The organism is Sporocytophaga sp. (assembly GCF_017745095.1).
Lineage (GTDB): Bacteria > Bacteroidota > Bacteroidia > Cytophagales > Cytophagaceae > Sporocytophaga.
Map to the genome: position 1 here is coordinate 58109 of NZ_JAGHZZ010000024.1, position 16767 is coordinate 74875.

Below are 16767 nucleotides of genomic sequence, written 5' to 3' on the forward strand. Positions count from 1 at the left end.
CTTTCTACCCGAAAAATGGAGCTTTCTACCCGAAAAATGGAGCTTTCTACCCGAAAAATGGAGCTTTCTACCCGAAAATTCAGGGGTTCCCCCTGAATTTTGACTCTTTTAGATTGAATTTTCCTGCTATTAGAGTCAAAATTGGAGTAAAAAGAATCAAAGTTGGGGTAGAAAGAGTCAAATTTGAATTAAAAAGAACCAATACTTGGGTAAAAAGAGTCGAAGTTGAAGGAAAAAGAATCTAAAACGAGGTTAAATAGTGAAGTTAAAACAGTCAAAACCGGAAGCTTGCAGCCCCGAATTATAATTTCAATATCCAACCATATAAAGTACCTCATGCGCCTCCACTGCCGAAGGCACCTCCAGCTTCTTTATCATCTTCTGAACTATATTTGAAGGCACAGCATATTCCCTGTTTTCATTTTGCTTCAGGAGAATCTTATAAGGAACTTCTACATAAATAATCTTCACTCTTCCGCCATAAGAAGTAAATAGATCAATCAACTGCTCTCTCATGGAACGAGTAATATTGGTGGCATTCCAAATAAATGACTTCCTGGCTCGCATATAAATTTTCGCCGCTTCTTTTGCTTCCTGAATGACTGTCCCATTTCCTTTAGAATCTGTCGGATCAATTTTAAGTTTTCGTCTTATGTCGTCCAAAGAAACAATTGGCAGATCAGGGAAATGCTTTTTCACATAAGTATCCTTGCCTGCTCCGGGAATTCCAGCCATCATGATCACTTCAAATTTGGTATCATCAAAAGGTACAAAGTCAGCTCCGCTTTCCTTTTTACTTAGATAGAAAAACTTAGAGAGATTATCATGAAACTGTTTTGCTTTACCAAAGCATTCTTGCTCCCTGCATAATTCTCTGAACAAGTCAATCTTATAAAGCAATTCATCTTTATCAGGACATTCTCTTCCGAGTACATCTGCCTGAGCCAGGAGAGACAAGTGCTCTGTATTCACTTCAAGACTTGCACTGATTATAGCTTTCACCGGATCTTCTTTTTCAAATATCCAGAGCGGTAAACCATGATGCCTTACAAGCTTGGCTACTGCTTCTCTGATAAAGAAAGGTGTCTCCACTTGAGTGTACAAAATATTCCTTGAAGTAACCTCTCCTTTTTTAGCATGCCCTTTTGATGTTATCCTTCCATCATCCTCTATGACTGTTGTAGATCTTTTTTCAACATCATGCAATAATGCTGAAGCAAAAAGAATATGCTGATTCTGTTCATCAAGTGCTTTGAATTCATCAAGACCTTGCAATGCTTCAACAACCATTCTTGTATGCACTTCAACATCTCCTTCTCCATGAAATATGGGATCCTGAGGGACACCTTGCATGTCCCTGATCCATTCAAATTCTGATTTTAATTTTTCCCAATCATATGTACTAAAGATCTTCCACATATCTGTCTCCTTTCTCTCTTAATAATCGCGCACGCCTCCAGTTTCTCGTCCAATGTTCGTCTGTTTTTACATGTCCTTTTCTTACATATTTGAATACATTATTCTTAAACGCATCTACACTATAACCTTCTGTGTTACGCGTTACCAGGCCTTCCATCGTACATGCCGATTTTGTATGAACGTCTTCTGAACCGAATACACTTTGCTGACATACGATTGAAAGGACTTCTTTTCTGAACTCCTCTTCGTTTAAAGGGTTCACTGTCTTTATTTCAGGAACAGTACTAAAATCAAGCATTGCCGCGTAGAACTTAGTCTCTTCCCAGGAAAGCCATTGATCATGCTCTCTGACACCAAATACAAAGAAGTGCTCTGGCAGGTTCACATATTTAATAGAATGCACGGCATAAAGATTTTCACCGAAAATCTCCAGATCACCCAGATCGTTTTTGATCGATTCCCATTTTTGCTGCAGATGCCTTGCCCATGGATGGACAGTAGGAGCGGCGTGTGAGCGTGCAAAAACACCATATTTATTCAGACAAGAGTTTTCACCATCCAGTTTTTCTGTATGGACCGCTTGTTTTATAACGGACATATCATTCCAATAATGATGGCTTATCCTGTCATCGCTGGTTGTACCAGGAGAAAAGGGATAATGATATGTCCTTCCGTATTTATTTGAAAGGCTCATAAAAGTAAAATTAAAGTAAAGGGCTATTGCGCTTTTCAGCTTACTGCGAGTCCCGTAAAATGAATTATTTGGATAATAGAATTCTGCACTGCTATTTATTTAGCAGCGAGTATTTAAAAGGGAGGAATAAAAGAAATTACATGACTTCAATTATTTAAAAAATTGTCTTTTATAATAATACAAAGATAAGGGATCTTTTCTAAAAGTGAAAACGGAGTTATCAAGCGAGTGGTTTCCCCAATACAGCAGACTTAAATATTGTAGTAAAAAAATTCCGAGAAGAAATGATTCTTTAAAACCATTCCTTCTCCTGCTCTTCAGTCAAATTGCCCCCACAGAGAATCACACCTACATTCTTATTTTTAAACTTATTTTTATATTCCATAACAGCGGCAATACCAACAGCGGAGGATGGTTCCACTTTCAGACCTGTATGTTTGTAGATCAGCTTAACTGCTTCTATGATACTCTTCTCTTTAACTAAAAATCCTTCATCAATCAAACCTCTCATATCCTGAAGAGCCTGAGGAATCGGCACACGTACAGCAATGCCATCTGCCACTGTATTCAATTTTCTGTGATGAATAACAATCTCACCTTTCTTCCATGAGTCAATCATTGCAGAAGCTTCTTCAGCCTGAATTGCAACCATTTTAGTTTGCGGACTAAGGCTTTTAAATACACTTGCTACCCCATTAAATAAAGAGCCATTGCCTAACGCAATCAACAGATAGTCTAATTTCTCAGGCAAAGCAGCAAGCTCCACGCCAATAGTTCCGGCACCTTCAACGGTCTCAATATCAAGACTATCTTCTATAACTCTAACACCTGATCTTTTAGCAAAATATCTTGAGCCTTCTTTAGCTCCTTCAAAATCATCACCAAATAAAATCACATTGGCACCAAGCTTTCTCATGAGGTTAACTTTAGCAGTACTGGCATTAAAGCTAGCGAATACAGTAAGGTCTATTCCTTTCTTCTGGCAAGAATAAGCCATTGCCTGACCAAAATTTCCTGCACTTGCACAAATAAGTTCTGTCTCATCTTTCAGGTTTGAAACTAACAATTCAGCACCTCTGCCCTTGAATGAGCCTACAGGATTCTGAATTTCAACCTTTAAATAAATATTTGTTCCAAGAACTTCTGATAATGATTCACTTAAATATTGAGGAGAATTTAGAAATACCGGATCAATGACTGATGATGCATTATTTATTCTTTCCTGAGATATTCTGCTTTCCAGGGTTTTCATGAAGGGGGCGATATTAATATTTAACAAATATCCAATTAAGAAATCTGATTATCAAATTCATTGTTAAATCTCTGTGGGCATATTTCACAATACCACATCTGCTGCAAGGCATTTAACCTGATTATGAAACAATTCTATCATTTCACTTTTTTTCTTTCAGTAAAATAAATTTGAAATCCTGTAGAAAGATTCTACAATCATTAACAAAGACAGGACTAAACAAGTAATATTAACGACTAAAATATTATTTTAACAAAACAATTTTGTATTTTGCTACACCGAATATAATACAGAATAATGGATCAGATATTTGTAGTTGATGATGATTCCATAAGTAACTTTCTCGTTGAGAAGCTGCTTTTAAAATTAAACTTCTGTAAAGAAGTAAAAATCTTTACCAATGGCCTTGAGGCTTACAGACATATTCTTGTTTCTCAGAAGCTGCCTTCCTTAATTTTTCTTGATATTGATATGCCTGTGATGGATGGATATGAATTTATTAATCAACTGAAAAAATCCGGGCTGGATAAAAAAATACCTGTTCTGGTATTTACAAATTTTAACAGAGAAGAAGAAAAGCTGCGTCTGCTAGGTGATTTCAAAGTGGTTCAAAAACCTTTAACACTTGAAAAAATGCAGCTGCTCTTTCCTGCAACTGCATTTTAAATCAAATAACCTATTTCTTATAAATTTCTATTTCAATCTCCATCAAATCACCACCTTCACTAGAGTCACCCATTTCTACAACATATCCGCCTTCTTTAGACGTCCACATTTCATCGTTCTTATCATTGGTAATGAATTTGCCATAGCGCTCATTGAAATACTTTTGAAAATCATCAATCAGAGACTCTTCAAATGATAGATTTACATTTTCGATGAATGCGATACCAAAGCCCTTTACTTTTTGCTGTTCGTCGAGGTAATAGATGATTTCAGCATATTCATTCTTATCGATTTCTTTCTTGAAGATCATAAAGTTCTTACCATCTGCGATGAACTGAGCGTCTTCTGTCTTTCTTACAGTTTCAGCAGAGACACCGAAATCATAACCTCTTATGACTCCTTTTTCATTTTTTATAACTGCTTGAATTTCTTTTCCATGGCCTTGGAGATAGTCCTTTGTCTGAGCATTTGCAATACAAATGACAAACAATGAAACTACTAGTAGTAATGTGTGTTTCATAGTAAAGTTAATTAGGGGTTTTTCCTTACAAATATAACAGGAACACTATGGGAAAACAAGTATTCGATTGTAAGTGAAAAACTTATACTCCACTACTTATTTGGCGAGTCTTATTCCTTCTTGTTCCAGTACAATTAACCTTTTCTTGTATAAAAGGCCAATTGCTTTTTTAAATGACTTCTTACTCATCTGCAATCTGACCATGATCTCACCAGCATCGCTGTCATCGTTAAGATCAAGATATCCGTCATTTGCTTTAAGCTTTTGCAGAATAAAGTCAGCAGTAGGATCTATATTCTTAACCCCTTGTTGTTGAAGGCTTACATCGATCTTGTTATCTTCACGAACTGCTTTGATATAACCTCTGGTTTTATCTCCGGGATAAATGTTTTTAAAGATTTCATTGTGATAAATCAATCCTTTATATCGATTGTTGATGATCACATTTACTCCAATATCAGAAGATTCACCAATAAGAAGATCTACTTCTTCACCTTCATTTAGCTCGATGATTTCTTTTTCGAGGAAAGGGTCAATCTTGCTGGTTGCTACGAGTCTGTTGCTTTCTTTATCAAGGTATAAATAAACGAGATAGCTTTCTCCCCTTTTCATATTCTTTTTTTGCTCGCTGAAGGGAACCATAAGATCCTTCTCCAAGCCCCAGTCCAAAAAGGCACCAACGCTGTTTATATCCTTTACCTCAAGGCAGGCAAACTGATTCAATTGTACTTTGGGAATCTGAGTGGTAGCAATAATCCTGTCTTCTGAATCCAGATATATAAATACCTCTACTTCATCATCCACAACAAGTGTTGACGGAATATACCTATGAGGTAATAACACCACCTCTTCTTCTCCATCTTTACCCAAAAACATTCCCGGAGGAGTTAGCCTCAAAGCTCTTAATTTGTTAAATTTTCCTATCTCAAACATGCTGCAAAGGTATTTCTAATTTCTCAATAAATTCGATTTGAATAAAACCATTAGTAATCAATAGCCGTGAAGATCCAGATCACTCGTCTCTATAATCGGAACATTCTTCTTCATCTTCTTTTGAATAACACCAAAATGATGATTGTCTTCTTCACATAGTAAAGTGATGGCTTCACCGGGAGATTCTGCCCTTCCCGTTCTTCCTATTCTGTGGACATAGTCAATTGGTGACCTCGGCAGTTCGTAATTTATTACAAAAGGAAGAAACTGAATATCGATACCTCTTGCTGCAAGATCTGTAGCTACCAATACTCTTAGTTTCCCTGTCTTAAACTTCTTTAATGCATCCATACGTGCTCCCTGGCTCTTATCTCCGTGCATAGCAGCTGCTTCAATACCATTTTTATTTAGCTTGACGACAACATTATCTGCTCGTTTTTTGGAAGAAACGAAAACCAGAACCTGTTGCATATTGTGGCTTTTTATAAGATATCTTAATAACACTCCTTTCCTGTCCGGATGAACATGATAGGCCGATTGCTTTATAAGCTCTATTGATTGTTCATCTTTTTTAATCTCAATAGTTACAGGATTATTAAGAAGATTTTCTTTAATAGAATTAACAGCTTCTCCCAGGGTAGCTGAAAAAAGCACTGTCTGACGCTGTTTCGGAAGAAGCTTGAATACTCTATTCATTTCCTCTTCAAAACCCAGGTTAAGCATCTTATCGGCTTCATCAAGAATCAATATTTTGACATCTGACAGAAATACAGCATTGTTATCGATGAGTTCAAGCAAACGGCCAGGTGTGGCAACCAGGATGTCAGTCCCACTCATAGCCATCATCTGTGGATTGATAGAAACTCCACCGTAAACAGCTAAGGTTTTTAATTTCTCAGGAAGACCTGAACTGAATTGTTGAAAGACTTCTGCTACTTGTACTGCAAGTTCCCTTGTTGGCGCCAGTGCCAGAACTTTAATATACCTATTTCTTGAAGTAATTTTCTTTTGCAAAAGGTCTAATACAGGCAACACAAAACTTGCTGTTTTGCCCGAGCCTGTCTGAGCTATTCCCAGAACATCTTTTCCTTGCAAAATTACAGGGATAGCCTGCTGTTGAATCGGATAGGCTGTTTGATACTGTTTTTCAATGGCTTTTACTAAAGGCAGAGATAAACCAAGAGAGTTGAAAGACATTATAAATAATTTTCGAACTTTAAATATACGACTATTTGGGCTGGCAATAGATACAATTGTCAGGAAGATGAGGCGAGAATATTTTAACTGTTTAAGAAGGCGATATGGGAATAACGTTATATCAACTAATCTGCAAGACGTGATCTCATAACCTTAATAAATGCCTCTTTATCTTTTTGGATCATAGCTGCCACTTTTTGGTTTTCCTCCGAAACATGTTCATTCAGATGTTTATTGCTCCATAACATTACCTCGGTCATAACCGGCAAGAAATCAATTCCTTTTTCAGTAAGCTTATAAATATTAGTCTTTTTATTGTCAGGGAGTTTTCCCTTAGTTATCAGCCCGGTTTGTTCCAATGTCTGCAACCTGTCTGTTAGTATGTTTGTGGCAATTTTTTCCGATGAAGAGGAAAATTCTCCAAAAGTTTTTTTCCCTGCAAACATCATATCCCTGAGAATCAACAATGACCATTTATCACCTATGATATCCAGAACTGAGCTAATGGGACAGTTGGATCTGAATTTATAATCCATATTCCTAATATTTTACTTGCATTTTAAAAGTAATTTAATTTTACTTGCAAAACGAAAGTAAAATTAAATCAGATATTAAAGAAATGAAGAAATCACTAACATTCAAAGACCAATATGGCGACTGGGCTCTGATTACCGGAGGAAGTTCAGGTATAGGAAAGTCGATTGCATACGAAGTTGCAAGAAAAGGATTGAATCTCATATTAGTAGCCAGAGGCTCAGAAACACTTTCCCAAACAGCAGATGAGATTAAAAAATTCACAGGAGTTCAAATCAAAACAATAGTTGCTGATTTAAGCAAACAAGAAGGTATCATAGGACTCGAAACTCAAACTAAAGAGTTTGAAATTGGCCTTTTGGTGCATTCGGCAGGACTTGAAAACAATGGATTTTTCCCAAAAAATGATCTTCAGAAAGAACTCAACCTTTTGCAACTGAATGTAATTTCGACAATGACACTTTCACATATATTCAGCAAAAGAATGATTCAGAAAGGCAGAGGTGGTATTTTACTGGTCTCCAGTGTAATAGGACATATGCCGAGCCCCTATTTTGCCAATTATGCCGCCTCCAAATCGTATATTTTAAATTTTGGATTATCATTGCATGCAGAGTTAAAATCCAAGGGTATAGATGTGTCCGTCCTCTCTCCTGGTGTTACCCAAACCCCAATGTCAAAAAAAACGGGAATTGACTGGACCAAATCAAAGGTAAAAATTATGAGTTCCGATGAAGTAGCTTTAGAGGCCATTGAAAAATTCGGAAAACAGGTTTCTATTGTACCAGGTAAAGAAAACAGAATGCTTGCCTTTTTTGCTAAACACATTTTTACCTTTTCTAAAAGTGCGATGATGAATGAAAAATTTATCAGAAAGACGATAAGTCAATCTAAATTGTAAAAAAATTACTAGAAAATATTAAAACAGGTTTTAGCTAACAAAAGCACAAAAACCTGTTTTTCAAAACATTAAATAATCATCAGAGGCTCCCAATCCTAAAAGTTTTGTAATATGAAAACAAAATGAGTTAATTTTAATTTAATTCTATATTAATTCTATAGAGTATACATATTTAATCAAAAGTTTTGTATATTTGTATCATGAAAATTCTATGACAGAAATTTCAGAAAGAGTAACCGAAGAACCACAAAAAAATAATAAGCCAATGGAGACAAAATCGACGTTCTTACCCGCAGGAGAAGCTGCGAATGAGCAAGACAAAGAGCTGAATAAAATCGAAACCGAAATAGAGCAGCTCGAGAACGCCGGTGCTGACCTTGAGGTGAACGAGCAACTCATTGATAAAATCAATGAATTTAATGCAAAGAGCCCAAAAATCCGCTGGATTATAGCCGCAACTATTGGAGTTGTACTTATTGCATTTTTGATTTCCTACAATATTATTATCTCTCAACCAGAATTGCTTCAGCCAATTACGCTTTTTATTGAGAGTATCTTCAATGCTAATCTCATTGATTTCGTACTTGTCGGTCTTGCAGCCCAGATGGTTGACGGAGCGCTGGGAATGGCTTATGGTGCAACCTGTAGTTCATTTCTTCTGACTTTGGGAGTACCTCCTTCAGTAGCAAGTGCTAGTGTGCACGTTGCAGAAATTTTTACAACAGGAGCTTCCGGAATTTCACACCTTAAATTCGGAAACGTTAATAAGAAACTATTTAAATACCTTCTGATACCAGGTATGCTTGGTGCTATACTTGGAGCTTATCTTCTGTCTGATATCATCAATGGTGATATTATAAAGCCGTTCATCTCTGTTTATCTTCTGATTCTGGGAGTTATTATATTCAGAAAAGCATTTCGTAAAACACAGGTTAAAAAGAAAACCAAAAACCTTGGCTGGTTAGCTGGATTTGGAGGATTTATGGATGCCGTTGGCGGGGGTGGCTGGGGACCGATAGTTACTTCTACCCTTTTAAGCAGAGGAAGAACAGCCAACTATACAATCGGATCTGTAAACCTTGCTGAATTCTTCATTGCGCTTGCCGGTGCTGGTACATTCTTAATCTTCACAGGAATCTCAGGATGGCAGACTATTATTGGGCTTGTGATAGGCGGTATCATTGCTTCTCCTTTCGCAGCATTTCTGGTTTCCAGAGTGAAACGTAAACCTATTATGATTACAGTGGCTTTACTGATTATAGCTCTTAGCATAAGAACTTTTGTCAACACTAACTATACTAAGCTTTGGGATAATATCCTGGGTTTATTTTAAAATAAAAATCTCAAAACAAAAAGAGTCTGCTTCATATATGAGGCAGACTCTTTTTGTTTTATACAGGTTAAGAAGGCTTTAACTATAACTTCGGAGTATTAACATCTTTAAACTCCTAAAGGGCCGAATAATGAGGTTTATTCAATGTCATTTGATTCTATTAACTTAGAGAAAATAAAACTCTTTTTTTGAATCTAAAAATTAAACAGTAATTCATTATGAACTTTTTAAAGTCTATTTCTTTTTTAACTGCTTTCTTAATATTAACTGCCTGCTCTTCAGAAAAACTTGAAGAAAAAGGTTTCAGTGTAGCTTCACAGGAATCCTCGACAACAGAAGAAACCAATGTTGACGGATTTTCGAAAGACTCTCTTCACATTGAAACAAGGCCAAGCAATGTACTCCTGACTGGAATTCCTAAATACCGCATCTCTACAATTTACAAAGTCAATTACAAAGATGATCAGGCAAGTTTCATTGGTAATAATGAATTTTATGGCAATGACAAAGAAATAGGCAGGTCAAACGGCAATCAGTGGAATTACAATTTTATGCCTGGATTGCAGGCTGTGCATGGATATAATCTGGTTAACATATCTCATTACAACACAGAAACACAAACTCAAAAAAACTTCTTTGAGAAGCCCGTATTGATAAAGACATTTTATTATCCTTCTTTTTCCAAGGACACATTAAATCATAAACCGGTAAACAGAAACTATTACCTCATTTCTGTTTACAATGAAGATACCAATAAGGATGGATCGATTAACCTCAAAGATTTAAGACGTCTCTATTACTTCGACATAGATGCCCTCAATAAAAAGCCTTTGATTCCTGTTAATTATTCTGTTGTGAAGTCGGAATATGATCCAGCAAATGATTATATGTATGTCTTTGCCAAAATAGATGCAAATAAAAATGGGATAAGTGAGGATAAAGAAGCTATACATATTTTTTGGATCGACTTGAATGCACCGGAGAGGAATGGGAGACAGTATTAGTTAACTTCAGGACCTAATCATTACTATAATTTCTGGCGAACAAACAAAGGTTTTAAATGACACTCGATAACAACATCATGATAATTGCGAATCGGGCAAATCTCAAATTAATCGTTGCTTCAGATATGGTTATTATAGGGCAGAAATTGAGACTAAAAGACAAATCATTCTGGGGAGTGATAATCTTTCTACTCGGCGGATTATTTCTTCTCATGATATCTCTCACTAGGATCTCAGATACCACATCTAAAATTCTTTGTGCTATGATTGGAACAGGTTTCCTTATCTTATCAATTCTGACAATAATCAGGCAAGCTAACGACCGTGTTAAAATAATAGATGGTAAGATTATCTTTCGCTATAATCTCAGAAATTTCATTGTACCTGTTGACCCAAACATGAAAATCAGGATGCGCAATGATAGAATAAAAATTAGCCGAGCAACCGCTCCGACATCTTCAACTTATATAAGTATTACGCATTATCTAATAACGACAGATAAAGAAATACCCATTCTTAATTTTCAAATGGATGATTCCGACTCTGATGAAGCGCTTTTACTGGGTAACAAAATAACCCAACTTTTAAATACCTTGATAAGGTAAAAGAACAAACTATCTCCCAATACGATGATGGAATAATCAAGAAAATCAAATAAAGCTTAAAGCTACATGCATAATTAAAATATATCTATATCCTATGCTCCGAGATCTCAACAACTTCTACATAAACCAAGAGGAGCCGAACAAAAGTTGCTTACTTGCTCTAAGAAATATGATCCTCGAACAAGATAAAGATGTTGCTGAAACCAAGAAATATGGAATGCCCTGCTTTACCTATAAGAAAAAGATGTTCTGTTATCTCTGGACTGATAAAAAAACGCACGAACCATACATCCTAATGGTTGAAGGAAAACACCTGGATCACCCTGAATTAGAAGCTGGCGATAGATCAAGGATGAAGATTTTTAGAGTTAATCCAAAGAAGAATTTACCCAAAAAAAAGATTCAACTTATTCTTAAGCAAGCGCTGGACTTATATAAGAAAGGGATAATAAAAATTAAATAAAAGACCATTGTTACTGTAGTTTTACTCCGTTTAATAATTCATCCACCCTGCACTTTTTAGCACTTTTTCTATTCCTAACTTGTAGTATAATTAAATACTCTTAAATTAGTAAGGTAAACTTACCAGTTTAAAAACCAAGTTAAACAAAATAAAATGGATATCAAAGAATTACCTTCTTCACTCAGATCCACCATTGCTGCATTTCATAAGGGCCTTCGCAAGCAGATTTATTCTTCAAATGCCTATTCAATGACAGAATGGCAAACGATCGGACTTTTAAATAAAAACACATCAATGCTCCCTACAGAACTGGCATCGCAGACAATGATCAAGACCCAGTCTATGTCCCAGATTCTGAAAAAGTTTGAAGAACAAGGAATTATTAAAAGAACTCCTTCAAAAGAAGATAAAAGAAAGGTTTACATATCTCTGACTTCCACCGGAAAAAAACTGGTGGACAAAACGATATACGACCGCGACGAATGGTTAAAAGAGGCGATTGAAAAGTCCCTTTCCGAAAAGGAGAAAGAATTACTCATAAAAGTTATACCCGTATTGAATAAGCTGATAGATAACAGATGAGCCGAATAAGTCAGATCGATACATTCAGAGCATTTCGAAACAGAAACTATGCTCTATTTTTCAGCGGACAGTCCCTCTCTCAGATTGGGACCTGGATGCAGCGGACAGGTGTGAGCTGGGTAGTATACTCTACAACTCATTCTGCATTTATGTTGGGACTTACGATGTTTGCATCACAATTCCCATCCTTTCTGCTTTCCTTGTATGGAGGTATTATTTCTGACAGGTACAACAGATATAAAATATTATTATTTACTCAAGCGGCCTCTATGGTCCAAGCCATTTTGCTTGCAATATTAACACTATCTGGTCACTATACTATTTCTGGAATAATAATGTTAAGTGTTTTTCTTGGAATCATCAATGCTTTTGATGTTCCTGCCCGGCAACCCCTTGTCCATGAGATGGTGCATGACAAAGCTGATTTACCTAACGCACTTGCTCTTAACTCATCCATGGTAAATTTTGCAAAGCTTATAGGACCGGCATTATCAGGCATTGTTCTTCAAAAATTCGGGGCCGGAATTTGCTTCTCCATTAATGCCATCAGCTTTGTCGCAGTGATTTGTTCTCTGTTATGGATGAAGTTGCCTGAATATAAAATACAACCATCCGGTAAAAAACTGTTCACTGAACTCTCCGAAGGCTTCACATATATCAAAGAAACACCTACTATAAGTTCAGTAATACTTATGCTCACTTCTGCAAGTCTCCTGGTATTGCCTTACGATACATTGATTCCTGTTTTTGCAAAAACAGTCTTTAATGGAGACGTAAGAACCTTTGGATACATCAGCAGCTTCATCGGTGTTGGCGCACTTGTTGGAACCATATTTCTTGCCTCACTCAAAAAAGGGATAGATCTTAAGAGAATATTGTTTATCAATACAATCGTATTAGGAATCGGCTTACTTCTTTTTTCTCGAATTACTTATTTTCCTGTTGCTATGGCTTGTGCTGTCCTATGTGGATTTGGCGCGATGTCACAGACTACTATCTGCATCACCATCGTACAAATTCACACAGCTAGTCACATGAGAGGCCGTGTGATGAGCTTTATTGCCCTGGGATTTTTTGGGATGATGCCTTTAGGAAGCCTACTTATCGGAACAATATCTCAACAAACCGGTGCTCCTACTGCTATTCTGTGTCAGGGAATACTGGCAATAGTCATTGCCATCATTTTCTCAGGGAAGCTTAAAAAAAATAAACTTCCTCCTAAAGCCAATGTTAATCCTGAAGAAACTATAACTGAGCAACTATAAATATATCAATTAATTCAAAGCTAAATGGAAAAGAAATCAAAAGACTCTGCATTACTTATCATGGACATGCAAGCGGGCATACTTGGGAATTACCCTCATACCAAAGAAACAATCGCAAAGATTGCGAAAGTCCTTTCCCACGCCCGTTCTATGGATATACCAGTTATTTATGTTGTATTACAGTTCAGACAAGGTGCTCCGGAAATAAGCATGAATAATAAAATTTTCTCCGCTGTCAAGAATTCAGTAATCAGCACAAATATAGAAGATTGGGTAAAAATAGATGCTGCTATAGCACCCAAACCGGGAGAGATAATTGTTACCAAACGCCGAGTAAGTGCATTTACTGGAAGTGACCTGGAACTTATTTTGAGAACAAAAGCAATTCAGCATATTGTTCTTACAGGAGTGGCTACAAGTGGTGTTGTTCTATCAACCTTAAGGGAAGCTGCAGATAAAGATTATAATATAACTGTCCTTTCTGATTGCTGTGCCGACAGAGATGAAGAAGTACACAGGGTATTGACTACAAAAGTATTTCCAAGACAAGCGGAGGTAATTACTTCAGATGAATGGATATTTTTAAGTAATAAGTTTTAAGTAGTAAGTTTAAAGTGATTCAGGAGAATTTGACCTTCGGAGAAATATGATAGGTAAATAATATTTATGACTATTCATCCTTTTAAAATCAACTTTATAATTACTGCAATTTCATACACTAATAAAGCAGAACAACATTATCACCTTTAATTTCACCTTTCAAGGTTACTTCTTTATTGAGAGGGTAATAGTGCTCTGTGAACGAATCTACATATCCTGATTCAGGACAGGGGTTCGGTAAAAACAAGCAATCTACTGCATTACTAATCCCTTTTAATCTTTCCTGAAGAGGCAGATCACAAAGCTTTGATATGCCAAACCTTTCATCTGTCATCCCTGGAAAATATTTTTTTCTGTTACCGGCCACTTTTAATGAATAGTCATATGGCATAATCACATTATATTCCTTATCCTTAATTTTTATCTTTAAATTTTTTGCTACTCGAAAATATGTATCCGAGTATATATTTCTTTTCTCTCTAAGTTTGCCTCGATTATAATTTATACTCAACACAACCATGCAGCAAGGGTTGCAATTTAATGGAGAACTGAGCGGGGTCTCAGTTAATAAAATTCCTGTTAAATGAGGAAGCTTTTCAAATCTGACAGATTCTTTGCTTGGGGTAACAATTTTATAAACAATAAATGTTATTATTCCAATGACAAAAAGGAGAAATACAACTATAGAGGTGCAACCCGTGATTAAAAACTTCTTCATTCAAAAATTTCAATATCCAATTCTCATAAACCTAAATATGAAAAGTCATTTAATTTAACTTTTCAATTTTTCGTATTTAGATTCTTCTTACGCAAAATACACAATCTATATAATTTTTAAAATTACAACAAGCTACTGACATACTGCTGTCACTCCTGACAATTAGCTTTGATTCATCATCAATTTAAAATCGAAAATAAAATGAAAAATACGAACGTACTTAGGGGGTTAGCAACAATTAGTTTTTACGCAGCAAATCATGAAGCTGCAAAGAAATGGTATAGTGACTTTTTAGGAATAGAACCTTATTTCAATGTTCCCGGATATGCTGAATTTCGTCTTGGGGACTATCAGCATGAACTAGGCATCATTGACAGTAAATATGCGCCTGCCGGCGCTTCTGAGAAACCAGGTGGTGCTATTGCTTATTGGCATGTCAATAATCTGCAGGAAACTCTTGACAGACTTATTTCTTTAGGTGCAAAGCTTTATCAACCTATTACAGACCATAGTCAAGGTGCAGGAAGATTTGTTACTGCTTCTGTCACTGACCCTTTCGGAAACATTCTCGGAATCATGACTAACAAGCATTATCTGGAAATTCTTGAAAAGACAAATCAATAATCCTATGGAATTTAAAGACGGTAAACCTGCTATCTATGCTAAAACAAGAGAAGACTGGCGAAACTGGCTGGAGCAAAACAGTCAGACAGAAAGATCTGTCTGGCTTATTCTTTACCATAAGAAAAGTAAAGTCCCTTCTGTGAATATTATTGAAGCAACTGAGGAAGCACTTTGCTTTGGATGGATCGACAGTCTGGCCAAGAAAAGAGATTCGGAAAGTTATTACCTCACTTTTACGCCTCGTAATCCCAAAAGAAGCAAATGGAGTAAACCCAATATTGAAAGAGCTGAAAAACTCATTAAAGAAGGCCGGATGACAGCATATGGGCAACGATTGATTGATATCGCTAAAGAATCAGGTCAATGGGAGGATTAGGAATCGAGTAGTTTTTCAATTATGTAATGGGAATATATTGTAAATTGTGATTTATCAAGACCTGGTAATTCTATCATCTTAAAAAAATAAACATATGAAGATTGAAGCTCAGACAATAAATGATAGGCAATTGGCAGAAGTTATATCTGAGTCAGTCCTTATTACTACCCCACAGGAGGCGTTGGATTTGCTTGCAGATCTTTATTATCAAGGTTTTGATGGTATCATGATTTATGAGCGAAATATTACTCCAACATTTTTTGATCTGAGTTCAGGTCTTGCAGGAGAAATATTGCAGAAGTTTTCAAACTATAAAATCAAACTGGCTATCATCGGTGAATTTTCAGCATATCAAGGCAAAAGCCTGAAAGATTTTATCTATGAAAGCAATAAACTTGGCAATGTCAATTTTGTCAATTCCCTTGAAGAAGCACAGATAAGACTATCCCGAAAATAATTTCAATCCTAATATTTTTTTTTTCACCGAGGCAACTTTCCTTGCCAGAGTAGGATCTTGAATTTAATGAAAAAGAAAAACATTATTTTTCTAAACAAATAACCAAAATATAAGTCAGAGACTATGGTATAATTCAAATTATCTTCAGAATCATATTATAATTTTATTTCATCATTTTCGTATCAAATTTTGAATATTTTTATGTGAAACATTTTTTAACAAATGAAATTAATATTCTCAAAACGACTTATATTTTTTTTAATTTCCGTTCTGGCCTTACTTTCCTCTATACTTTTTGCTCTGCTGCAAGTCCAAAAATTACAAGGGAACTTAAAATGGGTAAAACAAACCAGTAATATGATAATCAGACTAGAGGCAATGACTTTGAATATTTCCGAGTCTGAATCTCTTGTATTTGGTTATATGATGACTAAAGATGATTCCTTTTTAAACAGATATAGCGAAACTATCAGTTCAATAAATAATGACATTGATAACATTGAAAAATCACTTACTGTTAATTCTGTTCAAATTGAAAATTTTAAAGAAATCAGAAGACTGGTTAGGAAAAAATTAATTCTCCAGAACGAAGCTATACTTTTTAAAAAAAATGAAGAATTAACA

Annotated in this window: 22 protein-coding genes; 14 read left to right on the forward strand and 8 right to left on the reverse strand. The window is 35.8% G+C overall.

Translation table 11 applies throughout. The features are described 5' to 3' along the window. Nucleotides 1–245 (forward strand): hypothetical protein (locus tag J7604_RS23000; RefSeq protein ID WP_293901528.1); only part of this gene is annotated, 245 nt, incomplete at its 5' end. Nucleotides 246–309: 64 nt separating this feature from the next. Here J7604_RS23000 and J7604_RS23005 read toward each other — a convergent pair. The 3 genes from J7604_RS23005 to J7604_RS23015 all read right to left on the reverse strand — a co-directional run bounded on the left by J7604_RS23005 (nt 310) and on the right by J7604_RS23015 (nt 3365). Further along, on the reverse strand, nt 310–1419 hold the full coding sequence (locus tag J7604_RS23005; protein WP_293901531.1) for an AAA family ATPase: 1110 nt from the start codon (nt 1417–1419) through the stop codon (nt 310–312). After that, nucleotides 1403–2113, reverse strand: a complete 711-nt coding sequence (locus J7604_RS23010; RefSeq protein ID WP_293901534.1) for an RNA ligase family protein — start codon at nt 2111–2113, stop codon at nt 1403–1405. The genes J7604_RS23005 and J7604_RS23010 overlap by 17 nt, the downstream gene beginning before the upstream one ends. 292 nt (nt 2114–2405) lie before the next feature. Continuing rightward, nucleotides 2406–3365 carry a threonine/serine dehydratase gene (locus tag J7604_RS23015; RefSeq protein ID WP_293901537.1) on the reverse strand — a complete coding sequence of 320 codons (960 nt, stop codon included), beginning with the start codon at nt 3363–3365 and terminating at the stop codon, nt 2406–2408. A 297-nt stretch (nt 3366–3662) separates the two neighbouring features. Between J7604_RS23015 and J7604_RS23020 the strand changes: the two genes are divergently transcribed. Next, nucleotides 3663–4031, forward strand: coding sequence for a response regulator (locus J7604_RS23020; protein ID WP_293901540.1), 369 nt, complete (start codon nt 3663–3665; stop codon nt 4029–4031). A gap of 10 nt (nt 4032–4041) precedes the next feature. On the opposite strand, the gene J7604_RS23025 is transcribed toward J7604_RS23020, so the two are convergent. The 4 genes from J7604_RS23025 to J7604_RS23040 all read right to left on the reverse strand — a co-directional run bounded on the left by J7604_RS23025 (nt 4042) and on the right by J7604_RS23040 (nt 7217). Continuing rightward, a complete protein-coding gene (locus tag J7604_RS23025) occupies nt 4042–4551 on the reverse strand; it encodes a hypothetical protein (RefSeq protein ID WP_293901543.1) in 510 nt (169 codons plus the stop codon). Nucleotides 4552–4647: 96 nt separating this feature from the next. Continuing rightward, entirely contained in the window at nt 4648–5484 is an 837-nt protein-coding gene (locus J7604_RS23030; RefSeq protein ID WP_293901546.1) for a S1-like domain-containing RNA-binding protein, read from the reverse strand. A gap of 57 nt (nt 5485–5541) precedes the next feature. Next, complete coding sequence (locus J7604_RS23035; RefSeq protein ID WP_293901548.1) at nt 5542–6681, reverse strand: DEAD/DEAH box helicase; 1140 nt, start codon at nt 6679–6681, stop codon at nt 5542–5544. Between the two features lie 125 nt (nt 6682–6806). Continuing rightward, nucleotides 6807–7217: a helix-turn-helix domain-containing protein gene (locus J7604_RS23040; RefSeq protein WP_293901551.1), complete on the reverse strand. Its 411-nt coding sequence runs from the start codon at nt 7215–7217 to the stop codon at nt 6807–6809. An 83-nt stretch (nt 7218–7300) separates the two neighbouring features. Between J7604_RS23040 and J7604_RS23045 the strand changes: the two genes are divergently transcribed. The 8 genes from J7604_RS23045 (at nt 7301) to J7604_RS23080 (ending at nt 13968) form a co-directional block, all read left to right on the forward strand. Next, nucleotides 7301–8116 (forward strand): SDR family oxidoreductase, encoded by an 816-nt coding sequence (locus J7604_RS23045; protein WP_293901554.1) that lies wholly within the window; start codon nt 7301–7303, stop codon nt 8114–8116. Nucleotides 8117–8327: 211 nt separating this feature from the next. Continuing rightward, nucleotides 8328–9449 carry a sulfite exporter TauE/SafE family protein gene (locus tag J7604_RS23050; RefSeq protein WP_293901557.1) on the forward strand — a complete coding sequence of 374 codons (1122 nt, stop codon included), beginning with the start codon at nt 8328–8330 and terminating at the stop codon, nt 9447–9449. A 218-nt stretch (nt 9450–9667) separates the two neighbouring features. Next, a complete protein-coding gene (locus J7604_RS23055; protein ID WP_293901560.1) occupies nt 9668–10453 on the forward strand; it encodes a hypothetical protein in 786 nt (261 codons plus the stop codon). A 56-nt stretch (nt 10454–10509) separates the two neighbouring features. Further along, a complete protein-coding gene (locus J7604_RS23060; RefSeq protein ID WP_293901563.1) occupies nt 10510–11058 on the forward strand; it encodes a hypothetical protein in 549 nt (182 codons plus the stop codon). 94 nt (nt 11059–11152) lie between these two features. Continuing rightward, on the forward strand, nt 11153–11521 hold the full coding sequence (locus J7604_RS23065; RefSeq protein WP_293901565.1) for a DUF1801 domain-containing protein: 369 nt from the start codon (nt 11153–11155) through the stop codon (nt 11519–11521). Between the two features lie 153 nt (nt 11522–11674). Then, on the forward strand, nt 11675–12103 hold the full coding sequence (locus J7604_RS23070; RefSeq protein ID WP_293901568.1) for a MarR family transcriptional regulator: 429 nt from the start codon (nt 11675–11677) through the stop codon (nt 12101–12103). Continuing rightward, entirely contained in the window at nt 12100–13368 is a 1269-nt protein-coding gene (locus tag J7604_RS23075; protein ID WP_293901571.1) for an MFS transporter, read from the forward strand. Before J7604_RS23070 ends, J7604_RS23075 begins: the two co-directional genes overlap by 4 nt. A gap of 24 nt (nt 13369–13392) precedes the next feature. Next, nucleotides 13393–13968: a cysteine hydrolase family protein gene (locus J7604_RS23080; RefSeq protein WP_293901575.1), complete on the forward strand. Its 576-nt coding sequence runs from the start codon at nt 13393–13395 to the stop codon at nt 13966–13968. 118 nt (nt 13969–14086) lie between these two features. Here the strand turns inward: J7604_RS23080 and J7604_RS23085 are convergent, their stop codons facing one another. Then, nucleotides 14087–14686, reverse strand: coding sequence for a hypothetical protein (locus tag J7604_RS23085; protein ID WP_293901578.1), 600 nt, complete (start codon nt 14684–14686; stop codon nt 14087–14089). Between the two features lie 201 nt (nt 14687–14887). Here J7604_RS23085 and J7604_RS23090 point away from each other — a divergent pair, with 201 nt between their 5' ends. The 4 genes from J7604_RS23090 to J7604_RS23105 form a co-directional block, all read left to right on the forward strand. Further along, on the forward strand, nt 14888–15310 hold the full coding sequence (locus J7604_RS23090; protein WP_293901581.1) for a VOC family protein: 423 nt from the start codon (nt 14888–14890) through the stop codon (nt 15308–15310). 4 nt (nt 15311–15314) lie between these two features. Beyond that, nucleotides 15315–15686, forward strand: coding sequence for a hypothetical protein (locus tag J7604_RS23095; protein ID WP_293901584.1), 372 nt, complete (start codon nt 15315–15317; stop codon nt 15684–15686). 94 nt (nt 15687–15780) lie between these two features. Then, a complete protein-coding gene (locus tag J7604_RS23100; protein ID WP_293901587.1) occupies nt 15781–16143 on the forward strand; it encodes a DUF4180 domain-containing protein in 363 nt (120 codons plus the stop codon). A gap of 222 nt (nt 16144–16365) precedes the next feature. Then, nucleotides 16366–16767, forward strand: a 402-nt coding sequence (locus tag J7604_RS23105) for a CHASE3 domain-containing protein (RefSeq protein ID WP_293901590.1), incomplete at its 3' end; no start/stop codon positions are given.